The 18,637-nt window shown below is 46.5% G+C and carries 14 protein-coding genes; 9 read left to right on the top strand and 5 right to left on the bottom strand.

The window, feature by feature from the left end; all coding sequences use genetic code 11:
• Nucleotides 1–3: 3 nt before the first annotated feature.
• On the bottom strand, nt 4–1,020 hold the full coding sequence (locus D9Y29_RS03675) for a bestrophin family protein (protein ID WP_127125119.1): 1,017 nt from the start codon (nt 1,018–1,020) through the stop codon (nt 4–6).
• A complete protein-coding gene (locus D9Y29_RS03680; RefSeq protein ID WP_206513707.1) occupies nt 1,017–1,691 on the bottom strand; it encodes a potassium channel family protein in 675 nt (224 codons plus the stop codon). Before D9Y29_RS03680 ends, D9Y29_RS03675 begins: the two co-directional genes overlap by 4 nt.
• A 460-nt stretch (nt 1,692–2,151) precedes the next feature.
• On the opposite strand from D9Y29_RS03680, the gene D9Y29_RS03685 reads away from it, so the two are divergent.
• Nucleotides 2,152–11,292: a T9SS type A sorting domain-containing protein gene (locus D9Y29_RS03685; protein WP_127125121.1), complete on the top strand. Its 9,141-nt coding sequence runs from the start codon at nt 2,152–2,154 to the stop codon at nt 11,290–11,292.
• Between the two features lie 110 nt (nt 11,293–11,402).
• On the opposite strand, the gene D9Y29_RS03690 is transcribed toward D9Y29_RS03685, so the two are convergent.
• Together D9Y29_RS03690 and D9Y29_RS03695 are read right to left on the bottom strand one after the other, a co-directional pair.
• Nucleotides 11,403–11,906, bottom strand: coding sequence for an SRPBCC family protein (locus tag D9Y29_RS03690; RefSeq protein WP_127125123.1), 504 nt, complete (start codon nt 11,904–11,906; stop codon nt 11,403–11,405).
• Entirely contained in the window at nt 11,903–12,229 is a 327-nt protein-coding gene (locus D9Y29_RS03695) for an ArsR/SmtB family transcription factor (RefSeq protein WP_127125125.1), read from the bottom strand. Before D9Y29_RS03695 ends, D9Y29_RS03690 begins: the two co-directional genes overlap by 4 nt.
• 226 nt (nt 12,230–12,455) lie before the next feature.
• Here D9Y29_RS03695 and D9Y29_RS03700 point away from each other — a divergent pair, with 226 nt between their 5' ends.
• The 3 genes from D9Y29_RS03700 (at nt 12,456) to D9Y29_RS03710 (ending at nt 13,605) form a co-directional block, all read left to right on the top strand.
• Nucleotides 12,456–12,755 (top strand): hypothetical protein, encoded by a 300-nt coding sequence (locus tag D9Y29_RS03700; RefSeq protein WP_127125127.1) that lies wholly within the window; start codon nt 12,456–12,458, stop codon nt 12,753–12,755.
• Between the two features lie 232 nt (nt 12,756–12,987).
• Entirely contained in the window at nt 12,988–13,254 is a 267-nt protein-coding gene (locus D9Y29_RS03705; RefSeq protein ID WP_127125129.1) for a hypothetical protein, read from the top strand.
• Nucleotides 13,255–13,398: 144 nt separating this feature from the next.
• Nucleotides 13,399–13,605, top strand: coding sequence for a YgaP family membrane protein (locus D9Y29_RS03710; RefSeq protein WP_127125131.1), 207 nt, complete (start codon nt 13,399–13,401; stop codon nt 13,603–13,605).
• Between the two features lie 12 nt (nt 13,606–13,617).
• On the opposite strand, the gene D9Y29_RS03715 is transcribed toward D9Y29_RS03710, so the two are convergent.
• Nucleotides 13,618–14,418 carry a sulfite exporter TauE/SafE family protein gene (locus D9Y29_RS03715; protein ID WP_127125133.1) on the bottom strand — a complete coding sequence of 267 codons (801 nt, stop codon included), beginning with the start codon at nt 14,416–14,418 and terminating at the stop codon, nt 13,618–13,620.
• A 153-nt stretch (nt 14,419–14,571) separates the two neighbouring features.
• On the opposite strand from D9Y29_RS03715, the gene D9Y29_RS03720 reads away from it, so the two are divergent.
• The 5 genes from D9Y29_RS03720 (at nt 14,572) to D9Y29_RS03740 (ending at nt 18,637) form a co-directional block, all read left to right on the top strand.
• A complete protein-coding gene (locus D9Y29_RS03720; RefSeq protein ID WP_127125135.1) occupies nt 14,572–15,768 on the top strand; it encodes an NAD(P)/FAD-dependent oxidoreductase in 1,197 nt (398 codons plus the stop codon).
• Nucleotides 15,769–15,864: 96 nt separating this feature from the next.
• The gene (locus D9Y29_RS03725; RefSeq protein WP_127125137.1) at nt 15,865–16,497 is read left to right on the top strand and encodes a Crp/Fnr family transcriptional regulator; all 633 of its coding nucleotides are present in this window, start codon (nt 15,865–15,867) and stop codon (nt 16,495–16,497) included.
• Between the two features lie 80 nt (nt 16,498–16,577).
• Complete coding sequence (locus tag D9Y29_RS03730) at nt 16,578–17,978, top strand: MBL fold metallo-hydrolase (RefSeq protein WP_127125139.1); 1,401 nt, start codon at nt 16,578–16,580, stop codon at nt 17,976–17,978.
• A 147-nt stretch (nt 17,979–18,125) separates the two neighbouring features.
• Complete coding sequence (locus D9Y29_RS03735; protein ID WP_127125141.1) at nt 18,126–18,419, top strand: rhodanese-like domain-containing protein; 294 nt, start codon at nt 18,126–18,128, stop codon at nt 18,417–18,419.
• 11 nt (nt 18,420–18,430) lie between these two features.
• Complete coding sequence (locus D9Y29_RS03740) at nt 18,431–18,637, top strand: hypothetical protein (RefSeq protein WP_127125143.1); 207 nt, start codon at nt 18,431–18,433, stop codon at nt 18,635–18,637.

Consider the following 18,637-nt stretch of genomic DNA (forward strand, 5'->3'; position numbering starts at 1 on the left):
TATTTACATTAAGATATTATTCTGAGGTTGAATGGCTGGCGGCAAATCTTTTTCGCCCAGCATTTCCCTTAAATCGATTTCTATATTCCGGCTGATCTGGGTAATAGGTATATCGTTGGCATTTCCTTCAAAAGGATTTTCTGTACTCTCACCAATCTGCTCCAGCACCAGGAATATCCAGCCTACCAATACACTCAGGGGTATCGTAAGCCAAATCATCCATTCACCATTCTTATCTGTTAGTTTTGACAGCTCTCCAATAAAACCCAATGGGATCAAAAAGCACAGCGCATTGGTAAAATACAGGTTGATGCTCGAGAATTGGCGGGGATACGGGAAATTCTTGATGCGTTCACATTTACCCTGCTGGTCGTACAGGTCCTTCAGTACGCCTTCCAATGCCACATAACTGTAGTTGTTTATTGTTTCGTTTTGGTTCAGTTCTTTTAACCGGGCTGATTGTTTTGCCAATATTTGTGTTGCCCTGTTTTTGGTAGAAAGAATATAATGCAATTCTTCATCCGCAAGAAAGGGTTTCAAAGACTCGTCCAGCCTGCTTTCCCATTCGGGAACTTTGTAGTATTTAAGATACTCCCGGTTATAGCTTTTTGTTTTTACATTTTCCCAACTTTTAGTTTCTCTCAGTTGAAAACGCAGAGCCGTAAGCCAGGCAAAATGCCTGTAAAGAACTTCTTTATGCAAGGAAGACTCCAGCGATTTATCATTTGCCCGTATAAAATCCTTTACCATTATGCCAAAACCGCGACTACTATTGATGATAGCGCCGTAAACCTGTCTGGCTTCCCACATCCGGCTGTAGGTCTGCGTATTTTTAAATCCCGATATGAAAGCGGTTGCAGTGCCGATCAATGCAACAGGAACCCAGGGAATGGCAAGCCATGTCCAGTTAAGCAAGTAAAACAATAAGGTCGGGATAATACTAAATAACAGCATTTTGTAAATCTTCCTCCTTGTCCAGGGGATAAAGTGCAATAATCTGTAGTGACTACTTATGTTCATACTTTAGATTGTTTCGAGCTGAATTTGCTGATCAAAATGCCCACCAGTACAACAGTATAAAATTGTCCTGCAATACCGATAAATGCCGTAATGAGTTTGGTGACCGGGAGATTAGGCGTAATATCCCCAAAACCAATGCTGGTAAAGGTTATAGAGCAGAAATACACCAGGTCAATAAATGTATGTGCCGGCGACGAATAATCTAAGCCTTTAAATGCATTATGGTCCTGGTTCTCAAAAAACTGTAACAGGAATACCGAAATCTCAATTAACAGCAGGTAACCGCAGGCAGCGGCGGAAATGATATCTGTATTGATATAGCCCGGCTTTATCAAGAAACGTATTACTTCCAGAAATATGAAGCAAAAGAAAATTACATAGTTGATATTGAGGAAAGCAAAGTACCAGCTTAGTTGTCCGAAGAAAGGAATGCCTATGGGCAAGAGCAGGATCAATATGAAATGCAGGTTGCGAAACCAATGCTGCCAACTATGTTTCCCTATAAACAGGAATATACTTCCCAATCCAAGTAAAAGCATGTTAATGGGCCATACAACACGGGTATAGAAATCCATGTCGGAAAGAAATATTCCTATGAAAAGATGTTGAAGCAATGCAACCAGCAGTATTTCATATTTTCTTTTCTCAAGTTTAGATAACGTTCTTCCCACAGTTAAGATGTTTATTAAAGTTGTTTCAAAATCACAATTCAATTTCGTATTTATTTACCAGTTCCGGCAGTTGCTGTTTGGATAAAGCCAGGTTACATATAAAAATAGTAGTTCTTATAAACAAAATAGTAGTTCTTATATTTCCATAGTACTTCCTCTAAGTAGAACCACAATATTTTCCCAAAAAGCAATACAGCCAGATTAAAAATTCCATGAAACTTGCGAAATATTTAACTAATGAATACTGTTTTAAATAATTTGTATCTATTATTGCATGTGCATCTCCGTTAGTAAATCATTTTACAAGATTTCCCTGATTATTTGGTTGCAGGCTTCACTGATTGTGGCTTTTCCATACCCCTATCCATAACTCATCTTTTTGTTGCAGGTAATCCGGAAAGGACCTTCAACATTCATTGTATTTTTTTGAATATTCTATTAATAACCGCAACCTGCAATCATGATCAAGTTGGCTTTGCTAAAAACAATTGCCTGGATATTTGTAATAATGTCCTGCGCACTCGCTCCAATATCTGCACAAACTCTCTTCTCAGAAAGTTTCAACTATACTGGTGGCACTCCACTTACCAGTAATAACTGGACGGTTCGCAGTTCAGGAACACCAGTAGTCAATGTTGCCGCTGGCAACTTAAGTTACAGCGGAAGCCTTACCAACGATATCGGTAACAAAGTACAATTGGGAAATACAGGGCAGGATGTATACCGTACGTTTACTGCCAGCAATACAACAATCTATGCCGCTATGGTGGTGAATGTTTCGGCCGCAGCTACCGGCGACTACTTTTTTATATTAGGCAACAGTACTTCACCGGCCACCTATGGGAGCAAGATTTATATCAGGTCAGATGGAAGCGGAGGATTCAACTTTGGAGTTGTTCGCGGTACCGGCGCGCCGGTATATGAATCCACAGCCAGAACATTCGGTACCAACTATCTCTTAGTATTGAAATACGAAGTGGTTGCAGGCAGTACTAATGACGCAGTTAAACTGTATGTTGACCCTTCTCCTGTTTCTTCAGAACCCGGCGCTGCATCTGTTGAATACAATGCCGCTACCGGCGCTGATATCTCTGCCTCCTACCCGTTATCATCGGTTGGCCTATACCAGGGAACTGCAGGCGCTTCCCCAACCCTGGAGATGGACAATATATATGTTGCCTCCACATGGGCGGGCATTACAACAAATCAATATGATTACGGTGATGCGCCCAATACCTTCAACAATACCAAAGACGGCGTTTTTGCGCCTGCCGTACACAAAACACTTTCCGGTTTAAGATTGGGCGCATCGCAGCCAGACGAAGAACCAGCGCCGGCATCCGTAACATCACCAAACGATAACAACTCACCTAACGGCGATGGTGCTGACGAAGATGGCATTGACGTAAGTACAGAAATACTTAAAAAAGGTGTATATTTTAGCATAACCATTCCCGTTAACAATCTGGCCAGTACCACTTCATATCTGTATGGCTGGATCGATTTTAACAATAACGGGGTATTTGAATTATCGGAAGCCGCAGACGCAGTTAAAACGATCACAACGGCGGGAAGCAGCACCCAGGTGCTCGCCTGGGCGGCCACTAAATCAGCTTCTATTCCCGATGGCATCGATAAACTATACCTTAGATTACGCCTCAGTAACCGGTCTCTTATCGACTTTACAACGGCTGCATCAGGTGGCGCGCTAATAGATGAGCGAAGCGTTGGTAACGGCGCTGCAAGCACAACCAATGCCGCAGATCATGCACAGGTTGCCTCCGGCGAAATAGAAGACTTCCAGATCGACGTAACCCGCATCTATGATTTTGGAGACCTGCCCATTAGTTTTGAGAACGATCTTTCCGGATCACCACGGCATGCCATACACGCAGATGGTGGCCTGGTGCTGGGCAACCTGGTTGACCTTGAAACAGAAGCGCCTTCCGTAACAAGTCCCCAGGAAAACAACGGCGCAGGCGATAATGCCAACGGACAGGACGACGAAGACGCATTAACATCACCACCCAGCGTAATTAAGAACGTAGCATACAGCATCACTGTCCCGGTAAAGAATCCAACAGCGGCTACAGCAGCAGGATACCTGTATGCCTGGCTGGACCTGAATGCCGACGGAAAATTCACTCCTGATGAACTGGCATCCACCGGAACAGGAACTACCGGCAGTATCGCCATTGGAGCAACAGCCAACCGCACACTCACCTGGAGTAATACACAAACAAATATCATAAACGCCGGCGCCACTAACATCTACCTGAGGATAAGGATCTCTTCTGTAGCTCTTGTCGACTTTACTTCGGGCGCCAATAATGCCCTTGTTGACGAACGGGCACTGGGAAATGGCGCCACATCTGCTTCCAATTCAGCCAATGCGCCAACCGTATCACTGGGTGAAGTGGAAGACTACCAGTTAGATGTAAACGAATTTGATTTTGGAGACCTGCCTGTTGCCTATGAAAACAGCCTGGCTGCAAGACAGATCTCGGTGCCCACCCGCCGCATAGGGGCCCAGATCGATTATGAAACCGCGGCAGCTTCCGTGGATGCAGGATTGGACAATAATAGCAGCAACGGAGATGGAGAAGATGAAGACGGTCTGGATGCAACCGCTTTGCCTGTCATTAAAAAAGGAGCTCCCTTTACTTTTAGCGTACCGGTTACCGTAAGCAGCACATCGCAGCTTATTGCCTGGATCGATTTTAACGGCAACGGGCAGTTTGAACTATCGGAAGCAGCCTACACCGCAGCTACCGGCTCCACGCAGGGGTATCGTTCGGTAGCGGCCGGGACCAGTAATCAAACCATTTATTTCAGAGGATCACAAACCAACCTGATAACCGGTAGTCACGCTTACCTGCGCATCCGCCTCACCGCCACAGCTGGTGCAGATAACGCAGCAACAACCGCAATAGATGAACGCAGTATAGGCGATGGATTATCCGGCGCTGTATATGGCACCCCACTGGAGGGCGAAGTAGAAGATTACCAGTTGGAAGTAACCACTGATTTGGATTATGGAGATGCGCCAACCAGTTACGAAAGCAATAATGCAGCAGCGGCTGTACCTGCCCGTCAGTATACAACTGATGACCTCTTCCTGGGAAATGCTTATGGCCTGGAAAGCAACCCATCCCCGGTAACTGCACCTGCAGATAATAATGGCGCCAACGGTGATGGTGAAGAAGAAGATGGACTGGCTGCAACCCAGTTGTACATAAGAACAGGAAGCAATAATATTTATACAGTAACGGTAAATAATTCCACAGGCGCTTCTGCAACTTTATATGCATGGATAGACCTGAACAATAATGGAAGATTTGAAGCAGGAGAAGCCGCAACCGCTGTAACTGTAGCCAACGGCGCCACAACCGCCAATATTACCTTTACAGCCGCCCAGGTTAATTCCATAGCGGTAGATAAAGTGTACATGCGGTTGAGACTCTTACAACCCAATACGGATGGCGCTATCGGGGATAATACAGGCACCACGGCCGTTGATGAACGCTCCATTGCAGACGGGATCTCTACCGGTGCATACACCACCGTATCCCCCGGAGAAATTGAAGACTACCAGTTGACAATCATAAAAGATTTTGGCGACGCTCCTGCGTCTTATGAAAATGGCGACCCGGCCTCTCAAACCAACAGTAGCGAGTCTTACGTTCTTACCTTAGGCAATATCATCGATTTTGAACTGGCTCCTGCATCTGTTACAACACCTGCAGACAACAATACAACCAACGGAGACGGCGCTGATGAGGACGCTGTTACAACTCCGCAAACCATTACAAAGGGCGCGCCATTCGTATTGCAGGTACCCGTAACAATTGGTCAGACATTAACAGCAGGCACCAAATACCTTTACGGATGGATAGACCTGGACGGTGATGGCGAGTTTGACGTAAATGAACAAACCCAGGCTACATTTACCAATACTGCTGCGGGCTCACTTTTGCTGACATTAACATGGTCTTCAGCACAAACCAATACCCTGACACCAGCGGTGATCACTGCCGGGAAAACCTATGTAAGGCTAAGGCTCTCTGCCGCCTCTATAGCCAACGCAGCTACTGGCGCAGCAAGGGACCAGAGAAGTTATGGTAAAGGAAATGCAGATGGCGAAATTGAAGACTACCAGTTACTGGTAACCGATAATGCAGATTTTGGCGATGCGCCCGCTGGTTATGAAAATGACCGGACCACTCCTACTCCATTGTCGGTTCCTGCAAGGCAGGCGCCTTCAGCTAACCTCAAACTTGGTAACAACATACCCGATGTGGAGAACCCACTGGCGAATGCCGTTACTGCACCAGCTTCCAACAACGGCGCCAATGGAGATGGACCGGATGAAGACGGCGTATTGGAGCTCATACCCGTATACGACGGCATTGCATACAGCGTAAAAGTAAGTGTATTCAATAATTCAGGCGCAGCCCGCACATTGCATGGCTGGATCGACTTCAATAACAACGGCCGGTTTGAAAACACTGCCGGCGCCCTGGAATATGCCAGCGTGAACGTACCTGCTTCAGCAACTCAACAAACTGTAACACTCACCTGGACGGCTGCACAAACTTCCGCCATCCCCGCATTGACGAACAACCTGTATATGCGCTTACGCATTACCGATGGCGCTTCTGTTACCGACAATGCAACAGGAACGCCCGGTACCCTGGTGGATGAACGCGCCATTGGTGATGGTCTGTCCACCGGAGCATATGGCACTTTGGCACTTGGCGAAATAGAAGACTACCAGTTGCAGGTAATCACTGATTTTGACTATGGCGATAACCCGGCCAGCTATGACAATGACAGGACCACTCCCACTCCGCTGGCTGTTCCGGCAAGACAGGCTATCAGCCAGGCATTGTACCTGGGGCAGCTTCCGGCAGATGCCGAAGCCACAGCACAGCATTCTGCCAATGCCGATGGAGATAATATATTGGCGGTAAACGATGAAGACGCAGCCACTCCCGGCGTCATCACCCGCGGTGGTGGTTATGTATTGAACGTTTCAGTCACCAACACTACTGGCTCTGCCCGAACCTTACACGCCTGGATAGATTTCAATAATAACGGACGATTTGAAAATACCGGCACTGCCCTTGAATATACGAGCGTATCGGTCCCCTCATCCGCTAATCCGCAAACGGTAACGCTCACCTGGAGCGCAGCCCAAAGCAATGGCATACCCGACCCTGCAACGCCGGCGCAGCTTCATATGCGATTGCGCATCACTGCTGGCGCTGTTGCTGATCTTACCGCAGGCGCCAATAATGACCTTGTAGACGAACGGGCTATCGGCGATGGATTAAGTACCGGAGCATATGCAGCATTGCCTTCCATTGGCGAAGTGGAAGATTTTGTAATCCCCGTAAGCACCAATTACGACTATGGTGATGCCCCGGCCAGTTATGAAAATGGTTTGCCGGCAAGAAATATTTCCTCTGCCCTGTTACAGATAGGCGGCACCCCTGATGTGGAAGCTGCAGCACAAAATGTAGCAGCCAATACCGATAACAACGGCACTAACGGTGATGGCACAGACGAAGACGGCATCGATCCATCTCTCTATAAAGTGAAGCCCAATACAGTTTTTTCACTGCCTGTAAGGGTAACCAATACCTCTGGGACCACACGTTCACTGATGGGCTGGATCGACTTCAACAACAACGGTACCTTTGAAGATGCGGAAGCCGCCACTTTTGCAAACGTTGCAACCGGTACTATCGATGGCACTGCAACGCTTACCTGGACCGCCGCGCAAAGCCGCAATGTAAATGCAGCTTACCTGTACATGCGTTTACGGTTCATCAATGCAGCGGCCACCAACAATGCCGGCACCTCAGTGGATGAACGCGCTTATGCAGACGGCGATGCAACAGCAGTATATCTTGCAGGGCCAAGAGTAGGAGAAATTGAAGATTACCGGCTTGAAGTAAATCCATCTTATGATTTCGGCGACGTTCCTGCTACCTACGAGGACAATGATGCTGCTGCAACTATTCCCGCACGTCACCAACCTGCCTCCACTCTATTTATCGGATCAGTATATGACACGGAAGCAACCCCACAAAATGTAGCTGCCGGCGCCAATAACAATAACCCGAACGGTGACGGTGATGATGAAGATGGCATAACAATGAGTTTACCCGCTTTGATACCCGGCGGTTCCTATAGTATTGCTGTAAATGTATTCAAAAGCATTACCGGAACCGGCACACTGCATGGCTGGATAGACCTTAACAACGATGGAAGGTTCTCTGCAGGCGAATATGCCTCAGTGGCTGTAACCGCTGCTACGGGCGCACAAACAGCCACCATCACCTGGTCCGCCACTCCGTATGGCAGTGTGCAACCTACTACCTATATGCGCCTGCGATTCACCACAACGGCACTGGCTGACAATGCAGCTACTCCTGCCGTAGATGAACGTTCTATCGGAGATGGATTGAATACGGGTTTATATGGTACGACGCCACCCAGTGGAGAAGTTGAAGATTACATAATTCCTGTTGATGAAACCGGCACTATTTTTCCAATTGCAGAGTGCGGCGGCCTTGGAAGCATGGATCCGATACAGGCCGGATTCCACGCTACCATTGTAAGGCCAGCCAGTGGCGGATATTTAATATTTGGTGAAAATACCCACGGCGATGGCGTTACCAATCTAACTGCGCCTACCCTGCTGGTATCGGGCAGCAATGGATTTAACTTTATTGGGGACGTAAGAATGTTGACAACGGGTTCTTCCCTCGCTTATAACCAGGCGCAATATTTTATTTTAACTACAGCCGGACTTTATGCATGGGGCACTGAAGGCAGAGTTGTAGCAGCCAGCGTTACCAGCGGTACCGCCATGCAACCCATCAGTCTGCCTCCGGGCATTTCACCTGCCCAGGTAAAAATGATAGACGCAGGCAGTTCTTACTATAGCACTGGTGGCGCCGGAAGCTATTCAAGCCACAATGGTTCCCTCGCTTTACTTACTACCGGCGGTCAGGTTTGGATAAGAAGCAGTGTAAACAGTGCAAATACTACCGATGCATTTAATGCAGTTCAGGGAGACGGTAACCTGTTGCCTGACAACTCCAGCACCGGCTGGCACCTGGTGCAAACAAGCGCTGGCGTACCACTTACCGGCATATTGGATGTTCGCACAACCGGCGCCGTGGCATTGGCTACAGATGGCGTGAAGTTGTATACATGGGGACGGAACATGTTTACAGGAGACGGCACTGCTGCCACTTCCCTGCATTATGCAACAGAAATGACAAGTCCTGCCGGCCTCTCCACCCCAGTGAAACAAATCGATCTCGGTTACGGAAGTAACATATCGGCATCATATTATGTGCTTGACCAGGCAGGCGTGGTGCACGTATTGGGCAACAACAACGCGGGACAATTGGGCATTGGTAATACTGTTGCTCAGCCTGGCTGGACAAGGATTACACAAAAGAATGAAGAGCCTGAAACAGCCGGAAACCAAACGGATGTTACTTCTCCTATTGGTGTTGTAACCAAAATTTCATCAAACAACCATGATGCCTTTTACGGTCGTCTCATGCTGATCACCGCCGATAAAATGGCTTATCATGCCGGAACCAATAATGGTAACATCTCAGGTGCGGTTTCGCCAACAAGTACCATGATCCCAACTGCTATGACCAGTGGCAATGGCTCAACCCTTTTACAAGGTAAGATCACCCATATTGAAGCGGGAGGACATATCAGCGTCATGGCAAAAGAAGGCAGCGATCGTTACGGATATGTTGGCCATACCGCCAGCGGCTCCGATGGCTGTAATGGTTGTACGGGAAGCCCTTCAGAATACAACTTCGATCAAACCACCTCTACCGGCCCTCTGTGCGGGATCCAGGCCTTCGATTTCGGCGACCTGGATAACAGGTACAACCTGAAAGACAGTGCAAAACATGAGATCACTTATGCGCAGCAATCCAACCCGCTGAAATTGGGGGCTCTTGCCGCTGACGCTGATGATGGGCCGCAGGTCACCGTTGATGGAGTTGAAAACAATGCAGATGGAGACAATATCGATAGCAGGGGCAATGATGAAGACGCGTTTGTTTCACTACCTGAAAAAATCCCCGGAGATTATACAATAGCGGTGCCGCTCACCAATAATACCGGCAGTACCGCTTATTTATACGGGTTCATAGATTGGAACGGCGATGGTGCTTTCACCAGCAATGAAACAGTGGTTGTTCCCGTACCATCTTCCCCATCACAACAGGTGATCAATATTACCTGGACTAATCCGGAACTAACGCCATCGGGAATCTGTGTGAGCGATGCTGAACAAATAAGGAGCTTTGTAAGACTGAGGCTGACAACTGATGTATTGAACGATAACACTGCCACCACTACTGTTGATGAACGCAGCCACCTGCTGGCAGGAGATGGCGAGGTGGAAGACTATTATCTCGACTGGTCTCCGCAATCAACACAACTGGATTATAGCAATTTGCCTTACGATGACAGCAGTCCCGTAAACTGGAGCAGGGCATCTGCTACCCTTCCCTCATTGGATCTAAGCGCCACCAGGATATGGCTGGGAGATAACAACAATTATCCTGATGAAGGATGCGCAACCAACCAGGCGCGAAATGGCGGATTGGTTGTAAAGAAAGCAGGAGGAACTGCTGTTTCGGGCAGCGGTACAACAGGAGATCCATTTATTTTCGATGTAGACATGCCTTCCGGCACCTTCGATTTTGAGATCACTGTAAATGGTAATGGCTCGCCTGCCAATGTATATTGGGCAGTTTGGGTTGATGCAAATGGTAATGGCAACTTTACAGATGCAGATGATGTTTTCACCTCAGGCGTTACTCAGCACGGAAGCCCGGTAACAGTCACAGCGCCAGTAACCATACTAAACGGAGGAACAAATACCGGCGCGCTCAATGGCGCGATCAGGGTGGCAGCTACTGGTCAGGATGCAGGTTTCAACAAACTGCAAAACGGCGAAGTGAATGTTGTGAATGGAGAAATAGAGGACTACTATATCGCGTACCTGACTGCGTTGCCCGTAACACTGATCAGTTTTGATGCAGTCAAGGAAGGACGCAATGCAAAATTGAGCTGGAAAACCGCCGAAGAACTGAACACGGAAACCTATGAAATAGAACGGTTATCAGGCAATTCCAATCAATGGATAACTATCGGTAAAGTAGCAGCGGCAGGCAACAGCAATTCTGAACGGCAATATCGTTTCACCGATAATAATGTATATCCGGGCGCTAATTTTTACCGCTTGAAAATTATTGATCTCGATGGAAAACTGGCATATAGCAGCGTTCGTTTCGTAGATTTTGGAAATGAGGCATTCGCTATCACCCTGTCTCCCAACCCCGCCAGCGATATCGTTACCATCAAGGGGCTTACGGGTTCCAACAGGATCCAGTTACTGGATATAAGTGGCAGGTTGATTCAACAGTTCAACAGTAATGACCCTATACAAAAGATCAACATAAGCTATCTCACGAAAGGAGTTTATATGGTAAGGATTTTGAAAGATGGGCAGGTTACAGTTACATTCAAGTTGATAAAAGGATAGGCTCTCTGGTCGTCCTCTCTCCGAAAGCGATGAGAGGACGACCATTACCACCATTTCATCCAGCCTGATAAGAAAAAGATCGTCCCTTACTACAAACTCCCTGTTTCTTTCTATTTCCGTTGCGATAAATCTGCAAGGAGTTCTTCCAGGTTTTTCATCGCCATTGCATATCCTTCTTTGAAACCCATTTCAATCATCTTCTCCATACGTTCAAGCGATTCATTATAGATACTGATACTCACAATTGTTATCCCCCCTTTTTCGCTAAAAGTAAAATCCCAGTCCGAACCCGGGAGTTCAGGGTTTTCATCCTTATCTGCAAAAGTGTTGAACATTTTGAAGTTGGTCTTCGGCGTAATGGAAGTATATTGCTGAATAGCCCAACGCTCCAGTCCTTCCGGGCTCACCATCGCATAGAACCTACGGCCGCCCACTTCAAAATTCATGTGTTTCGTTCTTGCAGTCCAGGGCTTTGGCGCACCCCACTGGTCAAGAAGTTCTGGTTTGGTAAAAGCATCCCATACCAGTGAAAGTCCGGCATCAAATTCTCTGGTTATGAACACCGTTTTTTTTGCTTTATCAACGGTAAGCTCAAATTGCAAATCAGTTTTCATTTTTTTTGTTTTTTAAGTGTTGCCAATACTTTATCCAGTTGATTGAATTGGGTTTCCCACAGTCTTCTGAATTGTTCCAACCATTTATCTACCTCTTTCAGTTTCTTGATCTGGAGCGAATAGTAGATCTCCCTGCCCTGTTGTTCCTGCTTTACGAGTTCGCACTCTGTCAATATCTTAATATGCTTTGAAACGGCCTGCCTGCTTGTATTGAAGTGTTCGGCAAGGGCATTGGGGGTCATTGCCTGCAGTGCGATCATGGCAATGATCGCCCGTCTTGTGGGGTCGGCAATTGCCTGAAAAATATCTCTTCTTGTTTCCATTATTGGGCTATTTGCAACTATCTGGTTGCTAATATACACGCAATTATATGGTTGCGCAAATTTTATTTTTCCACCGCCTCTCACCCATATTCGCTATTGACACGTCATTGTAAACAAATAGATGCAACAGGCGATCCTACAAACCGGGCGAATGGAGATATTTCGGTAAATTTATCAGGGAGTGGAAAGCCTATATTCAGCCAATACCGTTACATAATCATTCGCAATGAAAAGACTACTGCTGCTGTTCAACCTGCTATTATTCGTTGCCGTTACTGGTAATGCTCAACTGACCGAGCAAAAAACCACTAATAAGAAATGGACACTCTACGGACAGGTAAAATACGTTGACCCCGCCAAAGCCTCCCTGGAATATATTGTAAACGATAAAGACAGCACATTCCTTTTAATGATGTGGGATGAGCGACCGGAGCTCAAGACATATTTCAGCATTAAATTCAGCAGCGAGGGCAATGCAGTGGAGTCCTTATACAATAGAATGTTTCGGTATACAAAACGCCGGTAATTGGCGCCAAAACCATCATGATCAAAACGGATAAAGGACGCATCGCCCTGCGTAAAGGAGAAATAGAAAAATTATTCAATAAAAATCAGACCGGTAAATGATCTTCATATACATTTTGTTGTTAGCTGCGGGAGCGCTCCCGCTTGTTTTGTTTTTGATAAAAAGAAAAAGATACATTCATATTCTTCGGAATGGAGTAAGAACAATCGCAGAAATATCTTCTGTACGAACCGTGAGATATTACAGGGGCGCCACAATCGATCATGTGACCTACGCATATGTTCCCGGGATTACAAGTCAACAACTTTCGGGAATATTCACTACTAAAAGAGGGAAATATAGAAGAGGCGATAAACTGGAGATCATGTACCTGGCAGATAAGCCGGAACAGAATATCATGCCTGGCGTTAAAGGAAAATTCTGGGCATTTCTTTTTGTACTGGCAGTTTTTCTGTTTGCAATGTACGCCTGTTATAAGATCCACGAAATGGCAAAATGAGACAAAATACCCAGCCATAGATCAATGTAATAAGCCTGATCTTAAAACCCGGTATGATTAAAATCATTCCCGCCTCCAACCAAGGTCACGTGTTTCCACAGGTCAGCAACGCTACATTTATAGTGCATCTAAAACTGACTTTATATGAAAAAGAATATGGGTAATGCAGACCGGATCATCCGGCTGCTGTTAGCTGTAATATTTGCCTATTTGTATTTCGCGGGTATAGTGCCCGGAACCATCGGGCTGATATTGGTTGTAGTGGGTGGTATCTTTATACTGACAAGCCTGGCTGGTTTTTGTCCCTTGTATACCTTGCTTGGCTTCAACACCTGTGCTCACAAAAAATGACCATTCAATTGGTCAAAATGCAGCAGACATTTCCCTGACCAGGATAAAAAGCCCCATCGCCAGCACAAACCAGCCAAATGCTTTTTTCAACTTGCCTGCCGGAATTTTCCGGTTCAGGTAACTGCCCAAAATAATGCCGGCGATGGCCAATGCTGTTACCGATACAAGTAATAGCCAGTCAATTCCTTTGTCGTGCAGGTTCCCGGTGAAACCAATGAGCGAGTTCAGGGCAATCACCAGCAATGAAGTGCCAACAGCCTCTTTCATGGGAAGATGAAGCAATAACACCAGTGCCGGAATGAGCAGAAAGCCCCCACCCGCTCCCAGTAATCCTGTTACCAGTCCGATGGCTGTACCAAAGAAGATCAACTTACCGATACTAACCTTCTTGTTGCCTGTTGCAGTGGCATCCTGAACGCCCTTACCACGCATCATGAATACAGAAGACACCAGCATCAGTATAGCGAACAGCACCATTGTGAGCCAGCTTTCCGTAATGGAAAATCCATGTACCGTTGCAATATGCTCAGGGATGGCAGGCAACAGCCACTTTCGTGTGAGGAAGACTGTTACAACTGAAGTTGCAGCAAATAAAAGCGCCATTCTGATATTCACAGTACCACGCCTGTACTGCTGAGCGGCGCCTACAAGGCTGGTTGATCCTACAACGAATAAAGAATAGGAAGTGGCGGTGACCGGAGAAACGCCAAAAAGGTACACCAATACCGGCATGGTCAGTATCGAACCACCACCACCGATCAGTCCCAATGAAATACCGATCAATAAAGAAGCAATATATCCTAGCAGGTCCATCGTATTCATTTTATGGCAAAGGTGCCGCCCCTGTCTTCCCTGGTCAGTGACATAGATCACGTACCGGGATAAACTACCCGGAAAATGATTGTGTGATCAAAGTCACTCTCTGCTGGAACGAAAGACGGTAACTATGCCTGTAAACTATTCCATATGTCAAATCATTACCAGGTGGTGATTGCCGGCGGAGGGAATGCCGGAATCTCAGTAGCCGCTCAACTTAAACGCAGCAACGCAGCGCTTCAGATAGTTGTGATCGATCCTTCGGACAAGCATTATTATCAACCGGCATGGACACTGGTGGGGAGCGGAGTGTTCGATATTAAAGACACAGAAAGAACCGAAAGTTCTGTGATCCCCAAAGGTGTTCAATGGATTCAACAACGCATAACTGAAATGCAGCCCGAACAAAATGCCCTGGTGCTGCACAACGGCGATCGTATCAGTTATGAATACCTGATTGTGGCTGTTGGCATCCAGCTCAACTGGCATGAGATCAAAGGACTGCCGGAAACACTTGGGAAGAATAATGTCTGCTCTAATTATAGTTTCAGCCATGCTCCTTATACTTTTGAATGTATCAAAAACTTCAGGGGTGGTAATGCCATCTTCACTAACCCGCATACTCCCGTGAAATGCGGCGGCGCTCCTCAAAAGATCATGTACATGGCAGCGGATTATTTCCGCCGGCATCACTTGCTGAATAAAGCCAACATACAATTATGGAGCGGAGGCACCAGGTTGTTTGGAGTACCCAAATATGAACAAACACTTTTGAAGGTATGTGAACGGAATAATATTTCCCTGAACTTTCATGTAAAGCTTACAGCAATTGACGGAGAGCACCGCAAAGCTACTTTTACAGGAATTGGCGAAGCCAACAAAGACAAGGAATATATTGTTGACTATGATATGATACACGTAACACCGCCACAGAGTGCGCCTGATTTTATCCGCCAAAGTGCATTGGCGAACGCTGCAGGTTGGGTGGATGTGCACAAGCATACGCTGCAGCATGTAAAATACAACAATGTATTTTCCCTGGGAGATGTGGCTGGCCTTCCTACCAGTAAAACAGGCGCTGCAGTTCGCAAGCAGGCGCCCGTACTGGTAAAAAATTTGCTGGCAGTGATGGCAGGCCGTCAACCGGAAGCACAATACCAGGGTTATACCAGTTGCCCGCTGCTTACAGGTTATGGTAAACTGGTGCTGGCGGAATTCGATTACAATAACAAACCTGTAGAAACATTCCCTTTCAACCAGGCAAAAGAACGCTGGTCTATGTACATGCTGAAGCGCTATGTTTTACCCTGGTTATACTGGCATAAGATCCTTCAGGGCAAAGCGTAACAAGATCAAGGTAGTTTTAGCCGGTGTGGTCCCCTGCATCGGCTTTTTCACATATAATGCGTCCTGACCTTATACTATTATTAGTAATTTTAATACATGCAAGAACAATTATCCATCAGGCAGATTTTTCCCGGGCTCGAAGATGAACTATATGAAGAAATGGAACAACATGGAGAGGTCCGGCAGATACCTGCCGGCACTAACCTGCTGCGCAAAGGACAAACCATCAGGGCCACCATGCTTATCCTGGAAGGCGTAGTGAAGCTATACCAGGATGATGAAGAAGGCAACGAGTTCTTCATGTATGATATCGAACCGGGAGAAGCATGCGCCGTTTCAATGGTATGTACCTACCGGCAGGAAAACAGCCAGGTAATGGCCAAAGCGCTTACCGATGTAACAGTGCTCTCTATTCCGATCCAGTATATGGACGAATGGCTGGGCAAATACAAAAGCTGGCATTACTTTGTTATCCGCACCTGGCGGGCCCGCTATGAAGAGCTGCTCAGGACCATCAATGATATTGCCTTCAGGAACATGGATGAGCGCTTGCTTTCCTACATTGAAGGACAGGTTAAAATAATGGGAAGGCATATCAGGCTTACCCACCAGGAAGTTGCTGCCGACCTCAACTCTTCACGTGAAGTGATCAGCAGGCTCATGAAAAAAATGGAAAAGAACGGATGGGTTATCATTCACCGGAATTCCTTCGAGTGGATAAAACCCTGATTATTTTTCTTGTGTGACCAGCATCACTGATGGACCATACCCTTATTACCATCTTTGTGTAAACAGAAAAACAAAACATTATGTATTTCCAGCACATTTATGATAAGAGCCTTGCACAGGGCAGTTATTTTATCGGCTGTCAGAAAGCCGGAGTAGCAGCTGTGATCGATCCTAAAAGGGATATAGACACCTATCTGCAAATTGCGCAGGAACAGAAAATGACCATCACCCATATTCTGGAAACGCATATTCATGCGGACTTCCTTTCAGGATCGCGGGAACTGGCAGCGATTACAGGAGCAAAAATGTACCTGTCAGATGAAGGCGGACCAGAATGGCAATACGAGTTTGACCATGTGGGATTGAAGGAAGGCAGCAAGATCCAATTGGGTAACCTGGAATTTGAAGTGTTGCATACACCGGGACATACACCGGAAAGCATCAGCTTCCTGCTTACGGATAAGCCTGCCAGTGATGAACCGGTGATGCTGTTTACCGGCGACTTTGTATTTGTTGGTGATATTGGCCGGCCAGACCTGTTGGAAAAAGCTGCAGGCCTGAAAGGCACCCAGGAAGCCGGCGCCCACCAGATGTTCCTTTCATTGAAAAAGTTTAGCGCATTACCTCCTTATGTTCAGGTATGGCCAGGCCATGGCGCTGGTTCTGCATGCGGCAAAGCCCTTGGTGCAGTTCCTTCTACCACTACCGGTTATGAAATGGTAAGAAACTGGGCATTCCGCTTCCAGCAGGATGAAGAAGGCTTTGTAAATTACCTGCTGGCCGATCAACCGGAGCCTCCAAAATATTTCGCCATGATGAAAAAGCTCAATAAAGTGAACAGGCCCCTGCTTACCGAAGTGCCTGCTCTCAAACAGCTCAGCATTGATGAGGTGAAAGCTGCGCAGGCAAAAGGATACAAACTCATAGACACACGAGATAAAGCCAGCTTTGCCAAAGGATTCATTCCCGGCAGCATCAATATACAGGGCAATAACTCTTTCAATACCTGGGCCGGCTGGTTCCTCGATTATGAAACTCCTTTCATACTGGTAGCCGATCCTCACAAACTCGATGACCTTACCAGGAAACTGATGCGCATCGGGCTGGATAATATTTACGGTTATATTCCCAACGTTACTGCCTGGGAAGATGCGGGTGGTAAACTGGAACAGGAGCCGGTAATAAGCCTGCAGGAGTTTGAAGACCTTTATGCCAACAACGGTATACAGGTTGTAGACCTGCGTGGCGCTACAGAATACCAGGCCGGTCATATCAAAGGAGCTGACCACGTGTTTGTAGGCACCCTGCTGAATAACCTCAACAAGATCAGTAAAGAAAAAAAAGTAGTGATCCACTGCCAGGGTGGCGACAGAGCCGCTATCGGTTATTCATTACTGGCAGAAAAAGGATATAAGAATATTCTGAACTTTTCCGAAGGCATGAATAAATGGATGCTGGAGAAGAAACCTGTAGTCATCTAAGGTCACAATGGTTCATATATGGTATGGGCATTCCTGATAAAGGAGTGCCCTTTTTTATGACGATTGAATTGTTTGTTACGCTATGTGACTTCAGTCATTTATAGCGCCGGTTGACGGGAGTAGTTTTGAATTCTAAAAATCATCGTTATGAAACTATCTGAATTGATAGATGCAACCACTCCTTTTGTTGATGTAAGAACTCCGGAAGAGTTTGCAACGGGGCATATTGAAGGAGCATTGAATATTCCATTGGCAGATATTGCCACAAAGAAAGATGAGATCAAAGGCCTTGGTGAGAAGCCTGTCGTTTTCTATTGCAGAAGTGGCAACCGGAGTGGCCTGGCAGTACATCAGTTACAGCTGGCAGGCTATGGAATGTTATACAATGGAGGCAGCCTGGAACAGGTAAGATCATTGCTCAGTAAAAAAGGAATTAAATAAAAACCGGTACAATGAAAACATTATTGACAACAAACTGGAACCTGATGCGCGTAGTGCGTTTGGTTACCGGTATTGCCGGAGTGATCTATGGTTTGATCAGTCATGAGTTATTATTGGGAATAGCAGGAATAGTGCTGGTATTGCTGGGGCTTTTCAATGCGGGTTGTTGCTGCTCAGGATCTTCCTGTTCAGTTCCCAGGCAACCGCGCAAAAGATGA

It is taken from the genome of Pseudoflavitalea rhizosphaerae, assembly GCF_003991355.1.
GTDB lineage: Bacteria > Bacteroidota > Bacteroidia > Chitinophagales > Chitinophagaceae > Pseudobacter > Pseudobacter rhizosphaerae.

Coding starts and splice junctions, on each gene's coding strand:
- D9Y29_RS03700 (WP_127125127.1), top strand. CDS start 12,456: ATGAAAAGACTACTGCTGCTGTTCAACCTGCTATTATTCGTTGCCGTT.
- D9Y29_RS03715 (WP_127125133.1), bottom strand. CDS start 14,418: ATGGACCTGCTAGGATATATTGCTTCTTTATTGATCGGTATTTCATTG.
- D9Y29_RS03710 (WP_127125131.1), top strand. CDS start 13,399: ATGAAAAAGAATATGGGTAATGCAGACCGGATCATCCGGCTGCTGTTA.
- D9Y29_RS03740 (WP_127125143.1), top strand. CDS start 18,431: ATGAAAACATTATTGACAACAAACTGGAACCTGATGCGCGTAGTGCGT.
- D9Y29_RS03695 (WP_127125125.1), bottom strand. CDS start 12,229: ATGGAAACAAGAAGAGATATTTTTCAGGCAATTGCCGACCCCACAAGA.
- D9Y29_RS03720 (WP_127125135.1), top strand. CDS start 14,572: ATGTCAAATCATTACCAGGTGGTGATTGCCGGCGGAGGGAATGCCGGA.
- D9Y29_RS03675 (WP_127125119.1), bottom strand. CDS start 1,020: ATGAACATAAGTAGTCACTACAGATTATTGCACTTTATCCCCTGGACA.
- D9Y29_RS03690 (WP_127125123.1), bottom strand. CDS start 11,906: ATGAAAACTGATTTGCAATTTGAGCTTACCGTTGATAAAGCAAAAAAA.
- D9Y29_RS03725 (WP_127125137.1), top strand. CDS start 15,865: ATGCAAGAACAATTATCCATCAGGCAGATTTTTCCCGGGCTCGAAGAT.
- D9Y29_RS03730 (WP_127125139.1), top strand. CDS start 16,578: ATGTATTTCCAGCACATTTATGATAAGAGCCTTGCACAGGGCAGTTAT.
- D9Y29_RS03735 (WP_127125141.1), top strand. CDS start 18,126: ATGAAACTATCTGAATTGATAGATGCAACCACTCCTTTTGTTGATGTA.
- D9Y29_RS03685 (WP_127125121.1), top strand. CDS start 2,152: ATGATCAAGTTGGCTTTGCTAAAAACAATTGCCTGGATATTTGTAATA.